This is a genomic window from Aquimarina macrocephali JAMB N27, from assembly GCF_000520995.1.
Taxonomy (GTDB): domain Bacteria; phylum Bacteroidota; class Bacteroidia; order Flavobacteriales; family Flavobacteriaceae; genus Aquimarina; species Aquimarina macrocephali.
The window spans coordinates 271719-294891 of record NZ_JACA01000001.1 but is presented as its reverse complement, the minus strand read 5'-3'; the positions used below and the strand labels follow the sequence as shown (position 1 = coordinate 294891).

Annotated in this window: 19 protein-coding genes; 10 read left to right on the top strand and 9 right to left on the bottom strand. The window is 33.4% G+C overall.

The window, feature by feature from the left end:
- The first annotated feature begins 3 nt into the window (after positions 1-3).
- The 3 genes from glmS to Z054_RS0101440 all read left to right on the top strand — a co-directional run bounded on the left by glmS (position 4) and on the right by Z054_RS0101440 (position 6370).
- A complete protein-coding gene (gene glmS / locus Z054_RS0101450; RefSeq protein WP_024768326.1) occupies positions 4-1851 on the top strand; it encodes a glutamine--fructose-6-phosphate transaminase (isomerizing) in 1848 nt (615 codons plus the stop codon).
- Between the two features lie 239 nt (positions 1852-2090).
- Positions 2091-4853, top strand: coding sequence for a TonB-dependent receptor (locus tag Z054_RS0101445; protein ID WP_024768325.1), 2763 nt, complete (start codon positions 2091-2093; stop codon positions 4851-4853).
- A gap of 32 nt (positions 4854-4885) precedes the next feature.
- Entirely contained in the window at positions 4886-6370 is a 1485-nt protein-coding gene (locus tag Z054_RS0101440; protein ID WP_024768324.1) for an SGNH/GDSL hydrolase family protein, read from the top strand.
- A 53-nt stretch (positions 6371-6423) separates the two neighbouring features.
- On the opposite strand, the gene Z054_RS0101435 is transcribed toward Z054_RS0101440, so the two are convergent.
- A complete protein-coding gene (locus tag Z054_RS0101435) occupies positions 6424-7698 on the bottom strand; it encodes a sterol desaturase family protein (RefSeq protein WP_024768323.1) in 1275 nt (424 codons plus the stop codon).
- A 271-nt stretch (positions 7699-7969) separates the two neighbouring features.
- Between Z054_RS0101435 and atpD the strand changes: the two genes are divergently transcribed.
- The 3 genes from atpD (at position 7970) to Z054_RS27685 (ending at position 12972) form a co-directional block, all read left to right on the top strand.
- A complete protein-coding gene (gene atpD, locus Z054_RS0101430) occupies positions 7970-9478 on the top strand; it encodes a F0F1 ATP synthase subunit beta (protein WP_024768322.1) in 1509 nt (502 codons plus the stop codon).
- A 94-nt stretch (positions 9479-9572) separates the two neighbouring features.
- On the top strand, positions 9573-9851 hold the full coding sequence (locus Z054_RS0101425; RefSeq protein WP_024768321.1) for a F0F1 ATP synthase subunit epsilon: 279 nt from the start codon (positions 9573-9575) through the stop codon (positions 9849-9851).
- Positions 9852-10122: 271 nt separating this feature from the next.
- Positions 10123-12972 carry an alpha/beta hydrolase family protein gene (locus tag Z054_RS27685; RefSeq protein ID WP_024768320.1) on the top strand — a complete coding sequence of 950 codons (2850 nt, stop codon included), beginning with the start codon at positions 10123-10125 and terminating at the stop codon, positions 12970-12972.
- Here the strand turns inward: Z054_RS27685 and Z054_RS0101415 are convergent.
- From Z054_RS0101415 to Z054_RS0101390, 6 genes are all read right to left on the bottom strand, one after another.
- On the bottom strand, positions 12950-13489 hold the full coding sequence (locus Z054_RS0101415) for a GNAT family N-acetyltransferase (protein WP_024768319.1): 540 nt from the start codon (positions 13487-13489) through the stop codon (positions 12950-12952). The genes Z054_RS27685 and Z054_RS0101415 overlap by 23 nt on opposite strands.
- Positions 13490-13495: 6 nt before the next feature.
- The gene (locus tag Z054_RS0101410; RefSeq protein ID WP_024768318.1) at positions 13496-15298 is read right to left on the bottom strand and encodes a M61 family metallopeptidase; all 1803 of its coding nucleotides are present in this window, start codon (positions 15296-15298) and stop codon (positions 13496-13498) included.
- A 71-nt stretch (positions 15299-15369) separates the two neighbouring features.
- Complete coding sequence (locus tag Z054_RS29795; RefSeq protein ID WP_024768317.1) at positions 15370-16674, bottom strand: metallophosphoesterase; 1305 nt, start codon at positions 16672-16674, stop codon at positions 15370-15372.
- A gap of 109 nt (positions 16675-16783) precedes the next feature.
- Positions 16784-16990: a helix-turn-helix domain-containing protein gene (locus tag Z054_RS0101400; RefSeq protein WP_024768316.1), complete on the bottom strand. Its 207-nt coding sequence runs from the start codon at positions 16988-16990 to the stop codon at positions 16784-16786.
- Positions 16991-16992: 2 nt separating this feature from the next.
- Entirely contained in the window at positions 16993-17505 is a 513-nt protein-coding gene (locus Z054_RS0101395) for a DUF2975 domain-containing protein (RefSeq protein ID WP_024768315.1), read from the bottom strand.
- A gap of 2 nt (positions 17506-17507) precedes the next feature.
- Entirely contained in the window at positions 17508-18029 is a 522-nt protein-coding gene (locus Z054_RS0101390) for a DUF2975 domain-containing protein (protein WP_035090099.1), read from the bottom strand.
- Between the two features lie 123 nt (positions 18030-18152).
- On the opposite strand from Z054_RS0101390, the gene Z054_RS0101385 reads away from it, so the two are divergent.
- From Z054_RS0101385 to bioA, 4 genes are read left to right on the top strand one after another with little or no spacing between them, the layout of a single operon-like run.
- Complete coding sequence (locus tag Z054_RS0101385) at positions 18153-19298, top strand: aminotransferase class I/II-fold pyridoxal phosphate-dependent enzyme (RefSeq protein WP_024768313.1); 1146 nt, start codon at positions 18153-18155, stop codon at positions 19296-19298.
- Complete coding sequence (locus tag Z054_RS0101380; RefSeq protein WP_024768312.1) at positions 19295-19699, top strand: putative signal transducing protein; 405 nt, start codon at positions 19295-19297, stop codon at positions 19697-19699. Before Z054_RS0101385 ends, Z054_RS0101380 begins: the two co-directional genes overlap by 4 nt.
- On the top strand, positions 19696-20316 hold the full coding sequence (bioD, locus tag Z054_RS0101375; RefSeq protein ID WP_024768311.1) for a dethiobiotin synthase: 621 nt from the start codon (positions 19696-19698) through the stop codon (positions 20314-20316). The genes Z054_RS0101380 and bioD overlap by 4 nt, the downstream gene beginning before the upstream one ends.
- 40 nt (positions 20317-20356) lie before the next feature.
- Complete coding sequence (gene bioA, locus Z054_RS0101370; RefSeq protein ID WP_024768310.1) at positions 20357-21622, top strand: adenosylmethionine--8-amino-7-oxononanoate transaminase; 1266 nt, start codon at positions 20357-20359, stop codon at positions 21620-21622.
- Here bioA and Z054_RS0101365 read toward each other — a convergent pair.
- Both Z054_RS0101365 and Z054_RS0101360 read right to left on the bottom strand, forming a co-directional pair.
- Positions 21619-22629: a hypothetical protein gene (locus Z054_RS0101365; protein ID WP_241461378.1), complete on the bottom strand. Its 1011-nt coding sequence runs from the start codon at positions 22627-22629 to the stop codon at positions 21619-21621. The genes bioA and Z054_RS0101365 overlap by 4 nt on opposite strands.
- Positions 22610-23059 carry a cytochrome c oxidase assembly factor Coa1 family protein gene (locus Z054_RS0101360; protein ID WP_024768308.1) on the bottom strand — a complete coding sequence of 150 codons (450 nt, stop codon included), beginning with the start codon at positions 23057-23059 and terminating at the stop codon, positions 22610-22612. The genes Z054_RS0101365 and Z054_RS0101360 overlap by 20 nt, the downstream gene beginning before the upstream one ends.
- Between the last annotated feature and the right edge of the window lie 114 nt (positions 23060-23173).

Here is a 23173-nt window from a genome sequence, read left to right as displayed (position 1 = left end):
ATCATGTGCGGAATTGTAGGGTACATAGGGCATAGAGAAGCCTATCCAATTGTTTTAAAAGGCTTAAAAAGATTAGAGTACAGAGGCTATGACTCTGCAGGGATTGCTCTTTACGATGGAAAAGACATTAAATTGTCTAAAACCAAAGGAAAAGTAGCAGATCTGGAAAAGAGATTACTAAAAGAAATTCCTACAAAAGGAACAATAGGAATAGGACATACCAGATGGGCAACACACGGAGTTCCTAATGATGTGAATTCACATCCACATTATTCTAACTCGGGTAATCTGGTAATCATTCATAACGGAATCATAGAAAATTATGATGCTCTCCGTAAAGAATTGATTAATCGAGGATATACATTTACCTCAGAAACTGATACAGAAGTATTAGTAAATCTTATAGAGGATGTAAAGACTAAAGAAAATGTAAAACTGGGTAAAGCAGTTCAGATTGCTCTAAATCAAACTGTAGGTGCGTATGCAATTGCTGTTTTTGATAAGCAAAAACCAGATGAGATCGTTGTAGCGAGATTGGGTAGTCCGCTAGCTATCGGCGTGGGTGAAGATGAGTTTTTTATAGCCTCTGATGCATCTCCTTTTATAGAATATACAAATAATGCAATTTACCTCGAAGATGGTGAAATGGCAGTTGTAAGAAGAAATAAGGGGGTCAAAGTAAGGAATATTAAAGATGATAAGCCAGTAGATCCATATTTGCAAGAGCTGCAAATTAACCTGGAGCAAATAGAAAAAGGGGGTTATGATCATTTTATGCTCAAAGAAATTTATGAGCAGCCTAATGCGATTAGCGATACCTATAGAGGTAGAATGCGAGTTGCAGAAGGGATTATAAAAATGGCAGGTATTGATGATAATCTTGCTAAACTATTAAATGCAAAACGCATCATTGTTATTGCTTGTGGTACCTCATGGCACGCTGGTTTGGTGGCAGAATATATTTTTGAGGAATTAGTTCGTATACCTGTCGAAGTAGAATATGCATCAGAGTTCAGGTATCGAAACCCAGTAATTCATCAGGATGATGTTGTAATAGCAATATCACAAAGTGGTGAAACGGCAGATACAATGGCAGCAATTAAGCTAGCTAAAGAAAATGGAGCTTTTGTTTTTGGAGTTTGTAACGTGGTTGGGTCCTCGATCTCGAGAGAGACTCATGCAGGGGCTTATACTCATGCAGGACCAGAAATAGGGGTTGCTTCTACAAAAGCATTTACTACTCAAATAACAGTACTATCTTTAATAGCATTAAAACTGGCAGAGAGAAAAGGAACAATTTCTAATAGCGATTTTCATTATTATTTACAAGAATTAGAGAGAATTCCAGAAAAAGTTAAAAAGACTTTAGAATCTAATGACCATATTAAGTTTATTGCAGATACATATAAAGATGCAAAAAACTTCCTGTATTTAGGTAGAGGATATAATTTTCCTGTTGCTTTGGAAGGAGCATTAAAATTAAAAGAGATATCGTATATACATGCAGAAGGGTATCCGGCAGCAGAAATGAAACATGGGCCAATAGCATTAATTGATGAACAAATGCCAGTTGTTGTAATAGCAACCAAAAAAGGGCACTATGATAAAGTGGTAAGTAATATTCAGGAAATTAAATCCAGAAAAGGAAAGATTATCGGAATTGTTACAGAGGGAGACGTTACTGTGAAAGAACTTGCTGATCATGTTATAGAAATACCAGAAACAGAAGAATTTTTAACACCTCTTCTTACAACAATACCTTTGCAATTATTATCATATTATATTGCTGTAATGTTGGATAAAAATGTAGATCAACCAAGAAATCTTGCAAAGTCTGTAACTGTAGAATAACGAGTTCTCTTATATAGAGATTGATTAAAATATAGTAACCCTATCTGAAAAATTTCGGATAGGGTTTTTAGCTTTTATTAGAACTTTTAATAGTGATAGGATAACAAATAGAAATCACGAAATGATAATAATGTTGTAGAATGGTTTTTTTAATAATGAAATCACAAAGGTTTGGCGGTTTTATTGAAAGATTATTAAAAAAACGTATATTGTTGTCATAACTATTAAAACTTAGGGGCATGAAAAAAATTACATTAGTAATAATGATGATGGTATGCATTATTGCTACTGCACAAACAACAATTAGTGGAAAAGTTGTTGATGATGGTAACCAACCTATTCCTGGAGCCAATATTGCATTAAAAAACTCTTCTTCGGGAACAGTAACAGATTTTGACGGTATTTTTACTTTAACGGTTCAGGAATCGCCTCCTTTTACAATAATAGCGAGTTCTGTAGGGTTCGAATCCTCATCAATAGATATATCTTCACAAACGACAGATTTGACTATTATATTAAAAGAAGGTACAGAACTAGATGAAGTAGTCATTTCGGCTTCCAGAACTCCAGAACGTATCTTCGAATCACCAGTGAGTGTTGAACGTTTCGGAATTAAAGAAATTAAAAACACACCTTCAGTAGATTTTTATGATGGATTAGAAAACCTTAAAGGAGTTGATGTCAATACTAACAGTTTAACGTTTAAATCGATTAACACAAGAGGATTTGCAACATTTGCAAATACTCGTTTTGTGCAATTGGTAGATGGGATGGATAATACTGCACCAGCTCTTAATTTTGTATTAGGAAATCTGTTGGGAATGACAGAATTAGATGTTAATAGTGTAGAACTATTGCCAGGAGCATCTTCTGCATTGTATGGTGCAAATGCTTTTAACGGAATTCTGTTTATGACGAGTAAAAATCCATTTGACCATCATGGAATTAGTGCATATTTTAAAGGCGGAATTACTTCACAAGAAGCCGCAGGAGATAATGAGTTTTATGATTACGGAATCAGGGTTGCGCATAAGTTTTCTGAGAAATTCGCGGCAAAAGCAAATTTTTCGTACCTGAGAGGTACAGATTGGTTTGCAACCAGCACTGTTAATGTTTTAGACCCGACTACAGATAGGTCAGACCCCAATTATGATGGTCTTAATGTATATGGTGATGATTTTGGAATCAATATAAGAGGTGTGGGAGAAGCACTTGTAAATAGAGGGATTTTACCAGCAGGAGCCGAAAACCTACTGCCAGATGAGAGCGTTAGTAGAACAGGATATGATGAGCAAGATTTAAATGCTAATAAAGCAGAAAGTATAAAATTCGATGCAGCACTGCATTATAGACCATTTGCTAATGATTTTGAAGTTATTTATAACGGAAAAATAGGTAGAGGAACTACAATTTACCAAGGAGCAAATCGATATTCAATTCGTAATTTTTTCTTGCAGCAGCACAAATTAGAATTTAAGAATAATAACTTTTTTGTTAGAGGGTATTTAACAGATGAAAGTGCAGGAGATTCTTATGATATAAGATTTACCGGAATTAATATTAATAGAAAATGGAAAGACGATCAAACTTGGTTTGGTGAATATGCAGGTGCTTTTGTCCAGGCAACATTAGCTGGCCAATTACCAGAACAGGCTCATCTTATTGCAAGGCAAACAGCAGATACGGGTCGTCTCATACCAGGAACACCAGGGTTTGAACAAGCTTTTGAAACGGTAACCAATGACCCGAACCTATTAACCGGATCAAAATTTCAAGATGCTTCTCAATTAAAACACGTGGATGTTAATTATAATTTAAGTCATTTTACTGGCGATTTCGCAGATATTCAGATAGGAGGATCATTTAGAGAGTATAAACTGAATTCTTCAGGCACAATCTTTACAGATTTTGACGGACCTATTAGATATTCTGAATATGGAGCATATACACAAATTCAGAAAAAATTTGCAGATGAAAGAGTAAAAGTAACAGGATCTGTGCGATATGATAAATCTGAATTGTTTGATGGCAATTTATCGCCTAGGTTGTCTATTGGGTATACCTTAGGTAGTGAAAGAAATCATAATATTCGTGCCTCTGTACAAACAGGATTTAGAAATCCAACAACACAGGATTTGTATATTGGCCTTGATGTAGGACGTGCAATATTGGTTGGATCGGCTAAAGATAATTTAGACAGAGATATAAGATCATTTGATGACTTAAGTGGAGCAGGTGAAACTATTGTAGGATCTGATACGGTTACAATAACAGGTAGAGCAGCTTATGAAAATTCGTTTTCGGCAAGTTCAGTAACAAATGGAACACCAGAAGCCTCTGGTTCAACACTTGTAGAGCCAGAAAAAATTTCTGCTTTCGAAGTTGGGTATCGGGGTAAAATAAAGAAATTTATTATTGATCTAAGCGGGTATTATAACCAGTATACAGATTTTATATCAACCGAAAATGTGATAGTGCCATTATACGGTCAGGTAGGAGATGGAACATTATCGCTTCTAGCATTGCAGAATGATGATTTTAAAGTGTATCAGGCGTATACGAATTCAGATGTAGATATAAAATCTTTTGGAGCTACGATTGGTGTGAATACCAGAATTCCAGGAGATTTTGATTTAGGCGTAAACTATACCTATGCAGAACAAGATTTTGATAAAGATAAAGACCCTGATTTCATGACTAATTTTAATACTCCAAAACATAAGGTAAAAGCTACGTTTGGGCATACAAATTTGTTTGAAAATTTTGGATTTAACGTGAGTTATCGTTGGAGTGATGGTTACTTCTGGGAAGCATCATTTGGAAATGGAGATATACCATCTTTCTCGGTTATCGATGCCCAGATAAATTATAAAATCCCAAAATTGAAAACTACTCTTAAAGTTGGTGCGACTAACATTGGAGGAGATGAATACTTCACGGCATTTGGAACTGGATTTATTGGATCCCAGTATTACATAGGCTTGTCAATAAATAATTTGTAAGCAACGATTAAAAAACAATAAAAAAAGAACAGATGAATACTCAATATAAATGGTTAATACTCCTGTTGATTTTTGGATGTATTTCTTGCGAATCTGATGATGATGCTTCTACCACAGCTGAAGAAGTAGTAATTACCTCTGGGAATGCGGATTTTTCAAAATATGTTTCCTTAGGAAATTCTCTGGCTGCCGGGTTTACCGATGGCGCCTTGTTTATTGCTGGACAGGAGAACTCAATGCCTAATATTTTGGCGAAGCAATTTGCCATGGCAGGAGGAGGAGAATTTACTCAACCTTTAATGAATGATAATATCGGGGGGGCTTTAATAGGAGGAACTCCAACTTTAAACCCAAGGTTTTATTTTTATAGTGATCCTAATCCTGATCCACCTAATGAGTCAGGGCCACGATTATTAGGAACTACACCAGGTGATAATACTCCCGAGTTACCTACGACAGAAATAACAAATGTAATATCAGGACCTTTTAATAATATGGGGATTCCTGGAGCTAAGAGCTTTCATTTACCTGCAGCAGGATATGGTAATGCAGCGGGATTACCAAATTTGGCTAATCCTTATTTTGTAAGAATTGCTTCTGGTCCTACTGCATCTGTACTTGGAGATGCTATGGCTCAGAATCCAACATTTTTCTCGTTGTGGATCGGCAATAACGATGTGCTGGGGTATGCTTTATCCGGAGGAGATGGTACAAACCCAATCACAGATGAAACTACATTTACGCAGGCTTATAATGCGTTAGTCACCACGTTAACTTCTGGTGGAGCAAAAGGAGTAGCGTTTAATATTCCTGATGTAACATCGATACCACATTTTACAACTGTACCTTATAACCCTGTTCCTTTAGACGCTGCGACAGCAGGAGCAGTTAACCAGGGATATGCGGCCTATAATGCAGGATTGTTACAAATAGAAGGCCTTGGAGGAATTGATGAGGCAGAAAGAAAAGCCAGAACAATAGAATTTGCAGCAGGACAAAATGCAGTAGTAATCGAAGATGAAAGTTTAACAAATCTAACCGGATCTGGTTTGCCAAATTACAGACATGCTACTGCAGAAGATTTGTTGATATTGCCAAGTTCTTCTTTTATAGGTACTACAGTTGGAGGGAATCCATTATTAATAAATGGGGTTTCAGTTCCTTTGGAAGATAAATGGGTATTAATACCAACAGAACAACAAGAGATATCTGCTGCAACTACTACATTTAATACCATAATAAGTACATCAATACAGCAAGCAGGTTTAGCATTTGTAGATGCAAATACAATCCTTAAAGAAGCTTCAGAAAGCGGAGTAATGTTTGATGATTTTTTGTTGCAAGGAAATTTAGTTTTTGGTGGCGCTTTTTCTTTGGATGGAGTACACCCTACTGCTAGAGGCTATGCTTTTTTAGCAAATAAAGCAATGGAATCTATAAATACTACATATGGTTCTAATTTACCTATGGTGAAAGCGGTGGATTACCCAACTTTTTATTCGCCTTTGTTAAAATAGATCATAAATTCTAAAATAATAAAACCCACTGTAGATATCCTAAAGTGGGTTTTTTATGCTGTTTGCTGAATAGAATGAGAATTGTAATTTCTTTCTATTAATTGAAAATATAAGGATAGTAAAAAAGATATAATTATATACCCTAAAACAACAAATGTAGCTCCTTGAAAAATTGTATCAATATTAAACCAACTGCCATAGTAAAGTATAAAGTACAATCCCATTGCAAGTTTAATACACTCTGCAAACAAAGAAATTATATGTCGATCCATTAGAGAGGTATAAGCAAATATTGATACCGCTAGAAAGATAGAGTAATTTATAATTTGAATAAACTCCAGATCGCCAACGCTAATCAATAAATAATACATAAGTGTTACTGTGGTTATGAGCTGAATCCAGGACCACAATTTTAAGACCAATGAACTTTCAGTTTTGTATTTTTGTCTGGAATAAGGATTAGTAATGAGCTGTATGGGATATTTTTCTTTTACATCCTCTGGCCGCCATCCCGTAGGCATAAACCATATCCTGATTTTATCAAACCAATTTTGGGTTCTCCATGCATCTTTTATTATTCCCCACAGGTGCATAAAATTGATAAAGAAAGGATTCCAGGTGTTTACAGGCTTTTTTACGCCATAAATCGGTGGTTTGTCTGGTAATTCTTCTTGAAAAGTTCCAAAAAGTTTATCCCAAAAAATAAATATTTCAGAATAATTTTTATCCAGATATTCATCATTAATAGCATGATGAACCCTATGGTGAGAAGGAGTGACAATGATATGTTCTAAAATCCCCATTTTGTTGATCAATCGGGTATGATACCAGAATTGAGCAAAGAAATGGATAGGAGCAACAAATGCAACTATACTTGCTGGTATCCCAACTAATGCTAATGGAATGTAAAGAAAAAAATAAATAGCAACTATTGCAGATACATTTTGCCGTAAAGCACATGCTAGATTAAATTCTTCACTACTGTGATGTATAATATGCCGGTTCCAGAATAAATTTATTGTATGATTAAAGCGATGAGACCAATAGCCAACAAAATCTAAGCCGATAAAGGTTAAAATGTATATCAAAATTGTAGATTTAATTTCTATTAAAGCCAGATGTTCAACCATCCACTCATAGCTTAAAATAATAACAGTAAGGCCTATCAAGCTTTTGAGTGTGTTTGTGATACCCGAACTAATACTCGAAATTGTATCCATACCTTCATTAACCGGTATTTTTCTCCATCTACTTATTAAATATTCAATAAGTATGAGTACAATAAAGCCTGGTATTGCATAGCTTAATGCGGTTGCATAAGTTTCCATTTAACTAGTTTTATCTAAAAATAAGGAAAATATTTATTTCGAAAAATTAATTCAATCAAACAATTCGAAGCTGCCATATAACCATAAAAAAAGAGATGTCATGGGAGTTGAAAAAAGAAGTAAAGTGCTACTTGAAAAAAACTAAAGAAATTGAGTTATTTTTTTCATTTTAAAAGACTATATTTGCAGCCTGAAAAAAGCTAGTATTCAGTATGGTTGAGTACTTGATTTTTTTAACATAGTTAAATACTAAACATTAAATAGTTATATAATGTCTAAAGTTACGGGTAAAGTATCTCAAATTGTAGGTCCGGTTATCGATGTAGAATTCGCAGCTGGTACTGAATTACCAAAAATTTATGATTCGTTAGAAATTAACAAAACAGACGGTAGTATACTAGTGTTAGAGGTTCAGTCTCACATTGGTGAAGATACTGTGCGTACTATTGCAATGGATTCTAGTGATGGATTGAGCAGAGGGATTGAAGTAGTTGCAACAGGAGCTCCTATCCAAATGCCAATAGGTGGTGACGTATATGGACGTCTATTTAATGTAATTGGGGACGCGATTGATGGTCTTGGAGATCTTCCAAAAGCAGGAAAAGCAGGACTTTCGATTCACCGTCAAGCTCCTAAATTTGAAGATTTATCAACTTCTACAGAGGTTTTATTTACTGGGATTAAAGTAATCGATCTTATTGAGCCTTATGCAAAAGGAGGTAAGATTGGATTATTTGGTGGTGCCGGTGTAGGTAAAACAGTACTTATTCAGGAGTTGATTAATAATATTGCAAAAGGACATGGTGGTCTTTCTGTATTTGCAGGAGTTGGAGAAAGAACACGTGAGGGGAATGACCTTCTTCGTGAAATGTTAGAATCTGGAATTATCAAATACGGTGATGATTTTATGCACTCTATGGAAAATGGAGGATGGGATCTTTCTAAAGTAGATAAAGAGGTAATGAAAGAATCTAAAGCTACTTTCGTATTCGGACAAATGAATGAGCCTCCAGGAGCACGTGCACGTGTAGCACTATCTGGTCTTACTATAGCAGAATATTTCCGTGATGGAGCTGGAGATGGACAAGGGAAAGATGTACTTTTCTTCGTAGATAATATCTTCCGTTTTACACAAGCAGGTTCTGAAGTATCAGCACTTCTGGGACGTATGCCATCAGCGGTAGGTTACCAACCTACATTAGCAACAGAAATGGGTGTGATGCAGGAACGTATTACTTCTACAAAGAAAGGATCGATTACATCTGTACAGGCAGTTTATGTACCTGCAGATGACCTTACCGATCCTGCACCAGCAACAACATTTGCTCACTTAGATGCAACAACAGTATTATCACGTAAAATTGCAGAGCTTGGTATCTATCCAGCGGTAGATCCACTAGATTCTACTTCAAGAATCCTTTCGGCAGACATTCTTGGTGATGAGCATTATAATTGTGCACAACGAGTAAAAGAGCTATTACAACGCTATAAAGAATTACAGGATATTATTGCTATCCTTGGTATGGAAGAATTATCTGAAGAAGATAAGTTAGCTGTAGGACGTGCGCGTCGTGTACAACGTTTCTTATCTCAACCATTCCATGTAGCAGAACAATTTACTGGTATCCCAGGATGCTTAGTAGATATTAAAGATACCATTAAGGCATTTACAATGATTATGGATGGTGAATTAGATCACCTGCCAGAAGCAGCATTTAACCTTAAAGGAACAATCGAAGAAGCTATAGAAGCTGGTGAAAAAATGTTAGCAGAGGCATAAATTAGTAGTGAGAAGTTAGTAATTGAGTAGTGAGATTAGTTTCTTTCTCATTATAGTCTAAATACTAATTACTCAATACTCAATACTTAAAAATATGTATTTAGAAATAGTAACTCCAGAAGCAATATTATTTAGTGGTGAAGTAACTTCGGTTGCTGTACCAGGAATAGATGGAGAGTTTCAGATGTTAGATAATCACGCACCTATTGTTTCTTTGCTAGGAAAAGGAGATGTAAAAGTGTATGGTGAGATGAATCTAGAAGAAGAAGTTGCCGATAAATTCATAAAAGGTGGAAATGGAGCAACACTACTTTCTATTACCTCAGGAACTATCGAAATGAAAGATAATAAAGTTATTGTACTTGCAGATTAGTTAGATTAATACGATAATTAATTATTAATAGTATATATGAATCCCTGTTACATCTAGATGTAACAGGGATTTTTTATTTAAAACCCCAAGGAATTATAAAAAGAGATGCTAATATTATGTTTAGAATTTGAATTATCGAATAAAATAAATAAGACTGTCTGTCTAAATAGCTGGTTTTTAGATAAAATTATGTTAAACAGCCTTTTTTAGTAAAAAGGTTTTATACTTTTCCAGAGCATATATAATCACTCTAATTATTAAAACCTTACATATGATTCAAAGACTGATCACCTTTGTAGTTATACTAAGCACCTCATTGATTTCTGCCCAGAAAAAAACATTGACTCATGCTGACTACGATTTATGGAAAAATATTACTGATGTTAAAATATCAGATAAAGGGAAGTTAATTGTATCTACTATTGAAACCAATACCAAAAGAGGAGATGGCTATATAGAGATATATAATACTCAAAATAAAACTAAATTTAAGTATCCTAATGGATACGATACTTCAATATCCTTAGATGAGAGCTATGTAGTTTTTAAGAAAAGACCTAAATATCAACTCACCAGAAAAGAAAAGAAGGAAGAAATAAAAAAGGAAAATAGAACTAAAGATGTATTGTTTGTCTACGATGTGAAAAATAATACTATTTATGATTCTATCTTAAGGGTGAAAAAATATAAAATGCCCAAAAAACAAGATGGTTGGTTGGTTGTTGAAAATTTTAAAAAAGTAAAAAAGAAGGAAAAAGGAAAGAAAAAGGCAAACTCTGAGCAAAAAACGGATAGTATAGATAAAAATGCTCCAATGGCGTTTAAACAGAATTATGCATTGGTTTATAATTTAAAAACAAAACAGAAAGATACAATTCATCAAATAAAAGATTTTATTCTACCCGAGAAAGGCAAGACATTTTATTATACTTTGAAAAATAAAAAGGATAAACAAAAAGATATCGGAGTCTACGAGTATCACTTAACATCTGGAGCAAAAGTTGCTATTGATACTACAAAATATATTTATGATAAGCTGGCAGTATATAAAGATGGAAATCAATTTGTTTATCTATCTGCCGTTGATTCTACAGCAATAGACTCCTTAAAGTTTGAATTGTATTATTATAAAAATAAGGAGCTACAAAAGCTTGTAAATACCCCAGATAAGAACCTTAGAGAAAACTGGGAATTGAGTAAAGATCAGACACCTTTTTTCTCTGATAATGGGGATAGGTTATATTTTTATTCAAAACCAAAAGTAGTGTACTCAAAAGATACTACATTATTAAAAGATGAAATACCACAGGTAGATGTTTGGAATTGGCAGGATAAATTGATTCAGCCAGAACAGAAATCAAAATCTGAACAGCTTAATAAAAAAGCATTTTTGTCTTATTATAATACCAAATCTAGCCAGTACATTCACATTCAGGATCAGACAATCGAAACTCTTAATTTTGATAAAAATAAGCAACAACAATATATAGTAGGGTCAACAACATCTCCATATGATGTAATGCGTTCATGGGATTATCCATGGACAAAAGATTATTATGTGATTAATACCAATACGGGAAATAAACATTTGATTCTTAAAAACAAAGGAAGGCAACCTATTCTTTCTCCAGATGGGCAATATGCATTGCATTATGATATGAAAGAAAAACATTGGTTTTCGATTGATTTATCGGCTATAAAAAAAACAAACCTTACCAAAGAGTTGGATGTAGCATTTTATGATGAAGATGATGATCACCCTTCATTACCTTCTCCTTATGGTTTTGGGGGATTTGATTCGAAAGGAAACGCATTGATTTATGATAAATTTGATATTTGGCGAGTTTCTCTTTCTGGAAAAGAAAAACCAAAGAATCTTACACAAAATGGAAGGAAAAACAATGTTGAATACAGAACAAAAATGTTGGATCCTGAACAAAAAAACAAAGCAACATATAGTAATAAAGAATTATTGATTACCAGTTTTGATAAGATAACAAAAACTTCTGGATTGTATACTTTACGAAAAGGAAAATTGATAGAAAAAATCAGGCCGTCAGAGTTTCGTATCAACTCCTATCGAAAGGCAAAGAATGCCGAGGTGTATAGCTATAGAAAACAAAACTTTACTACATTTTCTGATCTTTATGTATCAACAAATACATTTCAAAACTCAGATAGAATAACAGCAGTAAATCCACATCAAAAAGATTTTAAGTGGGGAACTTCAGAATTGTTTTCCTGGAAAACATATGATGGTAAAAAACTAGAGGGAATTATTTATAAACCCGAAGATTTTGATCCTTCCAAACAATACCCTTTGATCACTTATTTTTATGAAAAACGATCTGATAGCTATCGTAATTATCATATCCCTAGACCCAGTGCTTCTATTGTAAACCCTTCATATTTGGTAAGTAATGATTATATCATGTTTGTTCCCGATATTGTGTATGATGAAGGTAAACCTGGAGCCAGTGCATACAATTGTATAGTCTCTGGAGTAGAAGCTTTAGAAGAATTAGGATATATAGATAGGGATAATATAGGAATACAAGGGCAAAGCTGGGGAGGATATCAGGTGGCATATTTGGTAACTGTTACTAATAAGTTTAAAGCAGCGATGGCGGGCGCACCAGTGAGTAATATGACTTCTGCTTATGGTGGAATCAGATGGAAATCGGGATTGAGCAGAGCATTTCAATACGAAAGAACACAAAGTAGATTAGGTAAAAACTTATGGGATGGATTTGATCTTTATATTGAAAATTCACCACTTTTTGGTATCCCTAAAATAGAAACTCCATTGCTAATGATGCATAATGACAATGATGGAGCAGTACCTTATTATCAAGGTATAGAAATGTTTATGGGAATGCGTAGATTACAAAAACCAGTATGGTTACTGGTGTATAATGAAGAAGCTCATAATTTGAAAAAAATAAAAAACAGGCAGGACCTTTCTATCAGAATGATGCAATTTTTTGATTATTATTTAAAAGGAGAGCCTGCCCCTAAATGGATGACCAAAGGGGTTCCTAGAATACAAAAAGGAAAAGACTTGGGGTATGGTTTAGAGAATACAAGAGCATCAAGTATTACGCCCAGTTCCAATGAATAAGATGCCATTCTGTACCATCAGATTCATGAGTGATTAATGTTTTAAAACCGATGGCATAATGCGCTTGTAAAGAACGCAAATTATTTGATGCTACTTCGGTGATTAGGAGATTATATTTGTCTTGTAATTCGGTTTTCATGGTTTGATACAGACCTCTAAAAATCCCTTGTTTACGATAGGCTTTATCAATACATACCTGTCCCATTATTACATAGGATATAGAAGAATCTAAGTGATTTTCGATTATAGAAAACATGGGCTTTAGTAGTTCTATATCCTCTTTAAAATCTTTTAGCATACACAATGCATACCCAACTACTTTATCACCATCTTTAGCAATGATATGAGGTTGTTTGTTATTCATTTTTCTTAGAATATCAAGATCATGTTGTACAGAAACAAAACCCTCTGCTTCTTTTTCTGTTTGAGAAATTGAAACAGGTAGGTTATTATGCTGAAGCACTAAAATCTGCTGTAATTCTGTCTCAGAACTAATAACAGTATACGTTATATTCATTGTATATTATTTAGGTTTTAACCAGTTTTCGCGTTTATTTATGGCCTCTTTACTAGCGTTTTGTAGTAATTTGGTTTCAATATCTGGATGTGCAGTAAAAGTCATTTCGGTTTTTACTTCCTTACCTAATCTTTTGTAGGTTACCGTTACCTTTTTACCAGGAATGTATTTTTTTAGTACCTCAGATAATTGCTTTTCATCTGTAATAGGATCTTCATTTATAGCTATAATAATATCATCTTTATCTAATCCTGTCGTATAAGCCGGAGATCCCTTTTTTGGGTAATCAGAGAAAAAAGCATCGTTGTTTTCAAACTTTATGGGTACTCCTCCAAAGTATACTTTTTCTTGATTGTTAATCATTGAAATTCCAAAATTAGCAAATAGAGTTTTATAATCTGGTACCTGGCTACTATTAATGTATTTATCAAAGAAATCATTGGCAAACGACTCTCCTGCATATTCGCGCAGTGTGGTTAACAGATGCTCTTCTGTATACGGGATTTCGGTTTTTCCATATTTTTGCCAAACAAGCTTCATGTAGTCATCAAGATTAAGGCTATCCTTATAGTTTCTTAAGGATAAATCCAGAGCTAACCCTAGCATACTGCCATAAGAGTAATATGATATAAATGTATTTCCTCTGTTTACAGGATCTACAGATGTTGCTGCATCTACAAAAGGAGCCTGGTAGCTCATCTCTGTAGGATTAAAATACACTCTGGCAGGAGAGTTCCATACATAATTAAAAGACCTTGCTAACCCTTGTATATATTGTTCCTGACTTATAATACCTGCTCTGCATAAAATTAATCCCGTATAATAACTGGTAAATCCTTCTGCAAACCATAATTCTCCAGACATATTGGCTTTTTCAAAATCAAAAGGCTCTAATGTTTTTGGTCGTATACGTTCTACATTCCAGGCATGAAAAAACTCATGAGAAACAGTTCCTATGTTTCTGTCCATTCCCTCCTTGGCAAGACTACGAGTACTGGTTAGGATAGTAGAATTTCTATGTTCCATACCATCGCCAGATACATTCGGCATATAACAGGCCAAAAAAGTATAGGTTCCGTTGTCAAATTTTGGATATTCTCCAAACACTTCTTTCTCTTGCAGTACTACTTTTTTGACTTTTTCAAAATAAGTATTAGCTTCTTCTTCGGTTCCCAAGTGGTGTAATGCAAATTGTATGGTGTATTCTGAACCTTCAGATTGAACGGTAAATGCTTTTACCGAGTGATTGCTAATTTCTACAGGACTATCCATAAAATACTGTAGATTAGGTGCAGTATATTTATTATTTTCAACAGGAAAAAGTTGCGTGGCAATCTTCCAGTTTAGATCTTTTCTAGCATCAAAAGTTACTTCTATAGGGCTGTCTTTAAGAGCAGGAGCAAACATAAAAGTAGCAGGAATATTGAGGTGTGCATGGGTTTCATCAATTTGAGAATACGTCCCATCTCCTCGATCTGCAAATAGAATATAGGATACTTTAATGGTACCATCATGACCAGAAACATCCCATTGATGAGGGTTAGGGCGGGTTACCTTAACTTCTTTACCTTGACTATCAGTAACCTTTACATCATAAACATTTTTAGCAAATTCATGCAAAGCATACCTTCCAGGGGATGTTCTACTCATTCGTAAAGAAATAATATCTGTTTTTATATCAGAAAATGTAGCTTGTATTTTAGCTTCATGATGAACAGCATTGTCAAAAGATATGTGATATTGATTTTTTGATTGAGAGAAGCCTAATTGAACACATAGTATCGCAATTAATATCTGTACTAATTTCATTATGATTTGTTTGTGAAATGATGATGAAAATCAAATATAGGTATTAATTGTAGTTCTTTTTAGGTAACTTTTTAATAAGGATGACTTATACTAGAAAGTTTAACAATATTTTTTATTGTTAATGCTACCATCTTCAAATCATTTACTTTGAAAAAAGAAAAATCCCGAAAATATACCTGTGGTGTTTTTTCCTTTTTTATAACTCCGGTATTTATAATTTTTGGGATTCCATTTTCAAAGAATAATGCCTGTGGAGATGTTTCAATAGCATTAATGTTGTATATATGTCCATCATAAAGCGGTTCAATAGTAGAAACATTAGTATGCCCGACAATTATATGAGATGCATTATAAACTTTAAGAATCTCTTCTACTTCTTTTTTTGAAGATTTTTTAATTTCATCGTTTTGTTTTACATAGCCTCTATATTGAGTTACTCCTGTTTTTCCTAATATAATTTCCTTAAGATTTTCATCAATGGGTTTGTCGTTCCAATAATCCCAAATAGCTTGATTTATTTGCTTTATAGAATATTTTTTTGTTGCGGTTTCGGGACTAATTCCTCCATGAGTAATTAGGATGGTTCCGATTTTTAGTAGTACAGGTCGTGTTCTTAACCATTGTCCTATATATGTTTTATTAGAAAAAGCATCTTTAAAAGACATCATCTGTTGAATAGCAAATAAATTGGTAGGATGTACACGACTGAAATTTCCTCTGAGAACATACTGTTCATGATTTCCAAGTAGATAATGAATCATTCCTCCAGCTAATTCTGCCTGTTCTGAAAGCTGAACTATTTTCCATAGTACTGTACTCACTTTAGTTCCACGATCAACCATATCTCCTGCAATAACCAAATGGTTTTCTCCAAAACTCCAATTACCGAGAGAATCAATAACCTTAAGGTTTTTTAAAAGAGTATCCATATATTCATAATCTCCATGAATGTCACTAATAAAAGCAATCTTATCAGGAGTAGTTGTAATTTCTGTGACAGGTACTTTAATTTCTGGCAAGGAAAAATTCAAGGTAGTATCAATGGTAAAGTTTTTAATAATAGAATCATACGTTTTGTGGTGTGCTTTATCATTTTGATACCAATCTACAGATATGATATTGTCTTTTTGATATGTAACAATAGGGCCTTCAATAAAATCATCATCAAATGTCGGGATATCTGCAGCCCCAGCCAAAGTAGCATTAAAATCAATAAATTTTGATCTTATAGGAACCTTAAGTGTTTTGTAAATACCATTCTCTGTCAATATAATAGTACTCTGATTTAGTTTGTAAACTATAATAATCAGAATTAAGATAAGTATTCCTAATATTGGATAAAGTAGAAATAATTTCCATTTTTTGATCTTTTTCATTTTTGTTTCGATTTAGGGTTAGACAATAGTTTTCTTAGGCAATGACATGTGATCATTGCCTATAATAAATAGTTCAGAAAATTGAGATTACTTAATTCTGGATATAAATTTATTCTTCGATGTATTCTAAAATATCAGATGGCTGACAATCCAGAACCTTGCAAATAGCTTCTAGTGTTGAAAAACGTATTGCTTTAGCTTTTCCAGACTTGAGAATAGAGAGATTAGCAGTGGTAATGCCAATTTTTTCTGCCAATTCTTTACTCTTCATTTTTCGCTTGGCTAGCATCACATCAAGATTTACAATTATTGGCATAGTTATATTGTTAGTTCGTTTTCTTCCTGTAATTGAACTCCTTGTCTAAATATGGTTGCAATAAAAAGAGCAAAAACACCTAGTATGATATGTAAAAACACTGCATACAAATCATTAAAATTTCCTCCTTGAAAAATAAGCAACTGAATGCTACCATATAATACGGGAAAGAATAAATTTATAATTGTAAAATAAGTCAAATGCTTTATCGCATTTTTTGAAAATAAAGTTTCTGCTTTAAAAGTCTCAAAAACAAGCGATAAGACATAGAAAAATGACGCATAAAAAAAGAAGAATACAATAATTGATGCAAATGTATTGATTTCATACACTCCCTTTATTACCGAGTCGGTATAAGGAATCTTAATCTGAAAATTATTACCAGAGATATTTAAAAAAGAATTAGTAACCATAGCAAATGCAATAAATAATAGAAAAACCCCGTATCCGATAGCAGTAACTCTGGTCACATAAAACAATAATGTTGACAATGATTTTTTTCCGAACATTTTCATAGTTATATTGTTAATTCATTTTCAGATTGAATTTCAATACCTCGTTTAAAAATCAATGCAATAATAAAGATAATTCCGGCCATGAAAAGGAATTCTGAGCTTCCGAAATCTAGTTCAAAAACAACCCCTTTCTTTAATAACCATTTGCTGTACCTACTTGCAAAATAAGCTAATAAACCTATCCATAATGAGACATAGCTAATATTAGAAATTAGATTTGCTACAACAGGAGTAAATGGCTTATCAAAATCAATTTTTGAAAAAATCCTAATGATTAAATAAAACATATATGCCTTAAAAGCTAATATGGAAACAATTAGTGATAGAAGCATAATATAATACTGAATGGAAAAATTATAAAGATTTGATAAACCTAAACCTAGATATAGATCCTTGGTGGCCTCTTCGTTTACAAGAAGACTTATTGCACTCGAAATGAGTATTGCTCCCAACTTAATACATAAACCAATGAATATAATCCATGATACTATTTTCATTGCACTTAAAACTTGTTTTGTTTTCATTTTTATTATCGTTTAACGATAACAAAAATACAAAAATTATTGATAAACGATAATTTTTGTCAAAAAAACCTATTTTTTAATTTTTGGTTTTAGCTTTCTAAAACCTCGTGGTATCTTTGAAACATGATTTCCAGAAAACTAAAGCAAAAACTAAATAATCGTATCGAAAATAACTCTCTTCGGTTATTAACTGATTCTAAAGGGTTGATTGATTTCTCGTCTAATGATTATTTGGGATTTACATCATCCAAGATAATTTTTGAAGGAGCACATCAATTATTGGTTAAAAAAACACTACAAAAAAACGGAGCAACAGGTTCTCGTTTGCTTTCTGGAAATCATAAATTATATGTAGAAGCTGAAAACATGCTTGCAGATTTTCATAATGCTGAAGAAGCTTTGATTTTTAATTCTGGGTATGATGCTAATGTTGGTTTTTTTTCTTCGGTACCACAACGAGGAGATGTTATTTTTTATGATGAACTAATCCATGCCTCTATTAGAGATGGGATGCAGATGAGTAATGCAAAATCGTATAAATTTAAACACAATGATATAGAAGACCTAAATTTTCAGATTGAGCGAAATCGAAATGAGAGAAGCGATCAAGAAATATATATCGTCACAGAGTCTGTTTTTTCAATGGATGGGGATTGTCCAGACTTAAAATCGTTAATAGCATTTTGCCAGAAATATAGTTACCACCTTATTGTAGATGAAGCACATGCGACTGGTGTATTTGGAGACTATGGTGTGGGGCTACTCCAGAAATTAGGGTTAGAAAATCAGGTTTTTGCAAGAATCAATACCTTTGGTAAGGCTTTAGGTTGCCATGGAGCAGTTGTTTTAGGATCAAAGGATCTAAAAGCATACTTAGTAAATTTTTGTAGAAGTTTTATATATACTACCGGATTACCACCACACTCTATTGCAACAATCCAAATGGCGTATGAAGAACTTAAATGTACATCTGAAATTGAAAAACTCATTGAAAATATTACTTTTTTCAACCAAGAACTTAAATCCAAACATCTAACATCAAGATTTATTAAAAGTAATTCTGCAATACATTGCTGTATTATTTTGGGTAATGAAAACGTGAAAAAAGTTGCAAACCAAATTCAGATAAAGGGATTTGATGTCAAGCCGATTTTGTCACCTACTGTGCCACAAGGTAAAGAACGATTGCGCTTTTGTTTACATTCTTATAATTCTAAAGAAGAAATCTCGGAAGTCTTAGAACTACTTGCTACTTTTGTATGCATATGAGCGAAACATTTAAAACTGTCGCTGTTTTTCAATATTCGGCAGAAGCATTGATCATCAAAGGAAGAATAGAATCAGAAGGAATCCAGGTTTTTACTATGGATATGCATACTATTGATACAGATCCTTTGGTTAGTAATGCCATCGGAGGCGTTAAATTGAGAGTAAAAGCAGAAGACGAACAGAAAGCACTGCAGATTATAGAAAGTATACAAGAATATGCTATAGATGATGATCAGGGAGAATCTATTTGTTGTCCAAAATGTAATGGAGAAAAAATAGTTCTGGATTCAACAATCGATAGCCTTAAAAGTTTAATTCTTTTTCTATTGTTTCTATTACCAATTAATCAAAAAACGAAATATAGATGTGAGGACTGTAATCACAAATTTTACTTAAAATGAATAAAAAGATATTCGTTACAGGAATAGGTACAGAAGTAGGCAAAACTATAGCTTCGGCAATTGTGGTTGAGGCACTACAGGCTGATTACTTTAAACCGATACAGGCGGGGGATTTAGAATATTCAGATACCGATAAAGTACAAGAGCTGGTGTCTAATTCAAAATCTAAGTTTCACGACAATAGCTACGCTTTAAAAACGCCGATGAGTCCACATGCCGCGGCAGAAATTGATCAGGTTTCTATTGAAATTGATAAAATAACACTTCCCAAAACCAATAATCATTTGGTTATTGAAGGTGCCGGGGGACTATTGGTGCCATTAAATAATAAAAATACAATCCTGGATTTAATACACTCTGATTACCATGTTATCGTAGTTTCCAGACATTATTTGGGAAGTATTAATCATACCTTAATGACCATTCAGATTTTAAAAGAAAAAGGATGTACTATATCTGTTATTTTTAATGGGGCAGCACATAAAACTACCGAAAGTATCATAAAAGAAATGACAGGAGTTACAGTTATAGGAAGAATTGATAATGAGCCTTATTTTGATAAAATGGTGATTGCAGAATATGCAGAATTGTTTAGAGATCAATTAAAATCACTTTAGTATTTATAAAAATATTCGCTTTCGCGGAAATGACACACATATGACTTTAAAAGAAAGAGATAAAAAACATCTTTGGCATCCACTCACCCAGCATAAAATACATCCCGAAGCATTACCAATTATAAAAGCAAAAGGAGCCTTGCTTTATGATGAAGATGAGAATACATACATCGATGGAATTGCTTCCTGGTATACTGCCATGTATGGTCACTGCAATGATTATATTTTAGAGAAAGTACAATCTCAAATGCAGCAATTAGATCAGATTGTATTTGCTGGTTTTACTCACGAACCTGCCATAAAATTATCTGAAGAATTGATAAAAATATTACCAGATAATCAAGAAAAGATATTCTTTTCAGATAATGGTTCTACTGCCAATGAAGTAGGAATTAAAATGGCACTACAATACCATTTTAATAGAGGAGAAAAAAGAAATACAATTATCGCTTTTGAAGATGGTTTTCATGGAGATACTTTTGGAGCTATGTCTGCCTCAGGATTATCAGTGTATAACGGTCCGTTTGAAGATTTTTTTATAAATGTTAAACGTATTCCTACTCCTAATTTTGAAAATATTGATAGTGTTATAAAAGAATTACAAGAATGTATCGCAACTAATGAAGTAGCTGCTTTTATATATGAGCCACTAGTACAGGGAGCCAATGCAATGTATATGTACGAAGCGAGATATTTGGATCAAATCCTTACTATTTGTAAAGACAATACCATAATTACCATTGCAGATGAGGTAATGACAGGTTTTGGAAAAACCGGAAAAACATTTGCTTCTGATCATGTAGAAACCAAACCAGATATTATTTCGATGTCTAAAGCTTTAACAGCAGGATTCGTACCTATGGCGGTAACAAGCTGTACTCAGGAAATCTATGATGCTTTTCTTGATGATTCTATTGGCAAAGCCTTTTTTCATGCACATACGTACTCTGCTAATCCTATAGCTTGCTCGGTAGCCCTCGCGGCGATAGCACTTTTACAAAGTGAAGAAATCCAAAATAATATTGACAGAATAACAATGTCTCACAAGGATTTTGATGCTAAAATCAAAGACCACCCTAAAATTAAAAGGACTAGGCAAGCAGGAGTGATCTACGCCCTGGATCTGGATATTGAGATGGATCGTTATGGTAAAAAACGTTATGAGATATTTGACCATTTCATGAAAAATGGTGTAGCATTAAGACCACTGGGAAGCACAGTTTATATTTTGCCTCCTTATGTGATTACTCAGGAACAATTACAGAAGGTGTATGATACTATTGTTGAGTTGTTAGAAGGTATTTAATCTTTTAACGTCTCTTTTATAGAAGATGTAAACCTCTCTTTGTCATCAATAAAAAATGCTATCGTTTTATACACTTTTTTCATTCCATAAAGTCCAAAAAATGTATTTTCTTGCTTCAAAGTAATTAGCATATTATGACTTTCTAACTCACCAAGTGGAGATAATTTTATAGTCTTAGTATCGAATTCGATTTCTTTGCTTGTGATTTCTATAGATTCAATAGTATTAATATCTATTGTGGTTTCACTAAGGATACCATAGCGTAGATACAAGATACCATCTTCTATGATAATGGGTCTTTTAATAATAGATTTTAGAAAACCAAGAATTTGAATACTGGAATATACACTCAATATACTTGCAATCCATGCAGCAATTGCACTCCATTTTAATAAAAGAACATGTAGTACATAGGTTTCAACACCAATGATTACGATAAGTGCAGCTAATAAAGAAATGGTTCCGCTGTTTTTATGATAAGTAAATTCATTTTCAGCTAGGATTCTCTTTTTCCAGGATATGAATCCATAATAGAATACCGCAAGCTCCATAGTAAGAAATATTGCAATTTTACCAGGTGCAATTTCACTACAAGTTTCCTTTAACGCAGAGAAAAAATCTAACTCCTGTTTTGCATTTGCTTTATATCTTTTTATGGTTTGGCGAACTTTATAAAACACAAAAACACCAACTCCCAGTTCTACAAAAGGAAAAACCCAGTTTTTTGCCCAATTTAGTATAGATTGATGCTCTTGCGGGATAATATAAGAAGCGATAACCATTCCCAGAATAAAAAAAGGGACGATTGTAGTTTTAGGAATATTTTTCTTTTTGATTAATATAAAATAAACAATAGGTATAGTAAAAAGTAGATCAAGAGTGATACCAATTGATAATGCACTGGTATTTGTTGCAAATATTTGTGATTTGGTGATCAAAATCACTGATAAAATAAGGAGTAATGGTACTCCAAACACTACTAAGTTACTATGGGTTTTCGTTGTCATACTCATTTTGTTGATATCCTAACAAGTCAATTTGTTCATCGGTCTCATCAATGATCACATACATTTCTTTATAGGTCCATTGATCATTCTGTTTGGTGCCTACAACAAATAATTGTGCCTCACCTTTTGGCCCTTTTATAGGAATTGATATATCTGCGGATCCTGTGTTATTCTTATATGAAAGACTACCGTTCATTATACCATTAGTTTCTATAGGTTCTCCCAGGATATTTACTGTATATTCATCGTCATTTACTTTAACAAGAGCATCCTTGTAAGGAGTAGACTCAGTAATTAACTCACTCACACCAAATATTAGAGAGCCCAAAAAAATAAAAAATATGACAATAAGAGTAAGACACCCCCCTACAGGAACTGCCCATCCCCAATTTCTGGCAAACCAGCTTTTTTGTTGTATATGCTCTTCCATAATTTTTATTATTATATCCTATAAAGATAAGTATCTAAAATGTGTTTTTTGTTACTAAAATCTTATGATAAATGATATTACTATTGAACAAGATAGAACAAACCAGTACATTTG

Bases quoted from the DNA above. Each gene is read 5' to 3' on its own strand.
- glmS (WP_024768326.1), top strand. From the start codon at position 4: ATGTGCGGAATTGTAGGGTACATAGGGCATAGAGAAGCCTATCCAATT.
- Z054_RS0101445 (WP_024768325.1), top strand. From the start codon at position 2,091: ATGAAAAAAATTACATTAGTAATAATGATGATGGTATGCATTATTGCT.
- Z054_RS0101440 (WP_024768324.1), top strand. From the start codon at position 4,886: ATGAATACTCAATATAAATGGTTAATACTCCTGTTGATTTTTGGATGT.
- Z054_RS0101435 (WP_024768323.1), bottom strand. From the start codon at position 7,698: ATGGAAACTTATGCAACCGCATTAAGCTATGCAATACCAGGCTTTATT.
- atpD (WP_024768322.1), top strand. From the start codon at position 7,970: ATGTCTAAAGTTACGGGTAAAGTATCTCAAATTGTAGGTCCGGTTATC.
- Z054_RS0101425 (WP_024768321.1), top strand. From the start codon at position 9,573: ATGTATTTAGAAATAGTAACTCCAGAAGCAATATTATTTAGTGGTGAA.
- Z054_RS27685 (WP_024768320.1), top strand. From the start codon at position 10,123: ATGATTCAAAGACTGATCACCTTTGTAGTTATACTAAGCACCTCATTG.
- Z054_RS0101415 (WP_024768319.1), bottom strand. From the start codon at position 13,489: ATGAATATAACGTATACTGTTATTAGTTCTGAGACAGAATTACAGCAG.
- Z054_RS0101410 (WP_024768318.1), bottom strand. From the start codon at position 15,298: ATGAAATTAGTACAGATATTAATTGCGATACTATGTGTTCAATTAGGC.
- Z054_RS29795 (WP_024768317.1), bottom strand. From the start codon at position 16,674: ATGAAAAAGATCAAAAAATGGAAATTATTTCTACTTTATCCAATATTA.
- Z054_RS0101400 (WP_024768316.1), bottom strand. From the start codon at position 16,990: ATGCCAATAATTGTAAATCTTGATGTGATGCTAGCCAAGCGAAAAATG.
- Z054_RS0101395 (WP_024768315.1), bottom strand. From the start codon at position 17,505: ATGAAAATGTTCGGAAAAAAATCATTGTCAACATTATTGTTTTATGTG.
- Z054_RS0101390 (WP_035090099.1), bottom strand. From the start codon at position 18,029: ATGAAAACAAAACAAGTTTTAAGTGCAATGAAAATAGTATCATGGATT.
- Z054_RS0101385 (WP_024768313.1), top strand. From the start codon at position 18,153: ATGATTTCCAGAAAACTAAAGCAAAAACTAAATAATCGTATCGAAAAT.
- Z054_RS0101380 (WP_024768312.1), top strand. From the start codon at position 19,295: ATGAGCGAAACATTTAAAACTGTCGCTGTTTTTCAATATTCGGCAGAA.
- bioD (WP_024768311.1), top strand. From the start codon at position 19,696: ATGAATAAAAAGATATTCGTTACAGGAATAGGTACAGAAGTAGGCAAA.
- bioA (WP_024768310.1), top strand. From the start codon at position 20,357: ATGACTTTAAAAGAAAGAGATAAAAAACATCTTTGGCATCCACTCACC.
- Z054_RS0101365 (WP_241461378.1), bottom strand. From the start codon at position 22,629: ATGACAACGAAAACCCATAGTAACTTAGTAGTGTTTGGAGTACCATTA.
- Z054_RS0101360 (WP_024768308.1), bottom strand. From the start codon at position 23,059: ATGGAAGAGCATATACAACAAAAAAGCTGGTTTGCCAGAAATTGGGGA.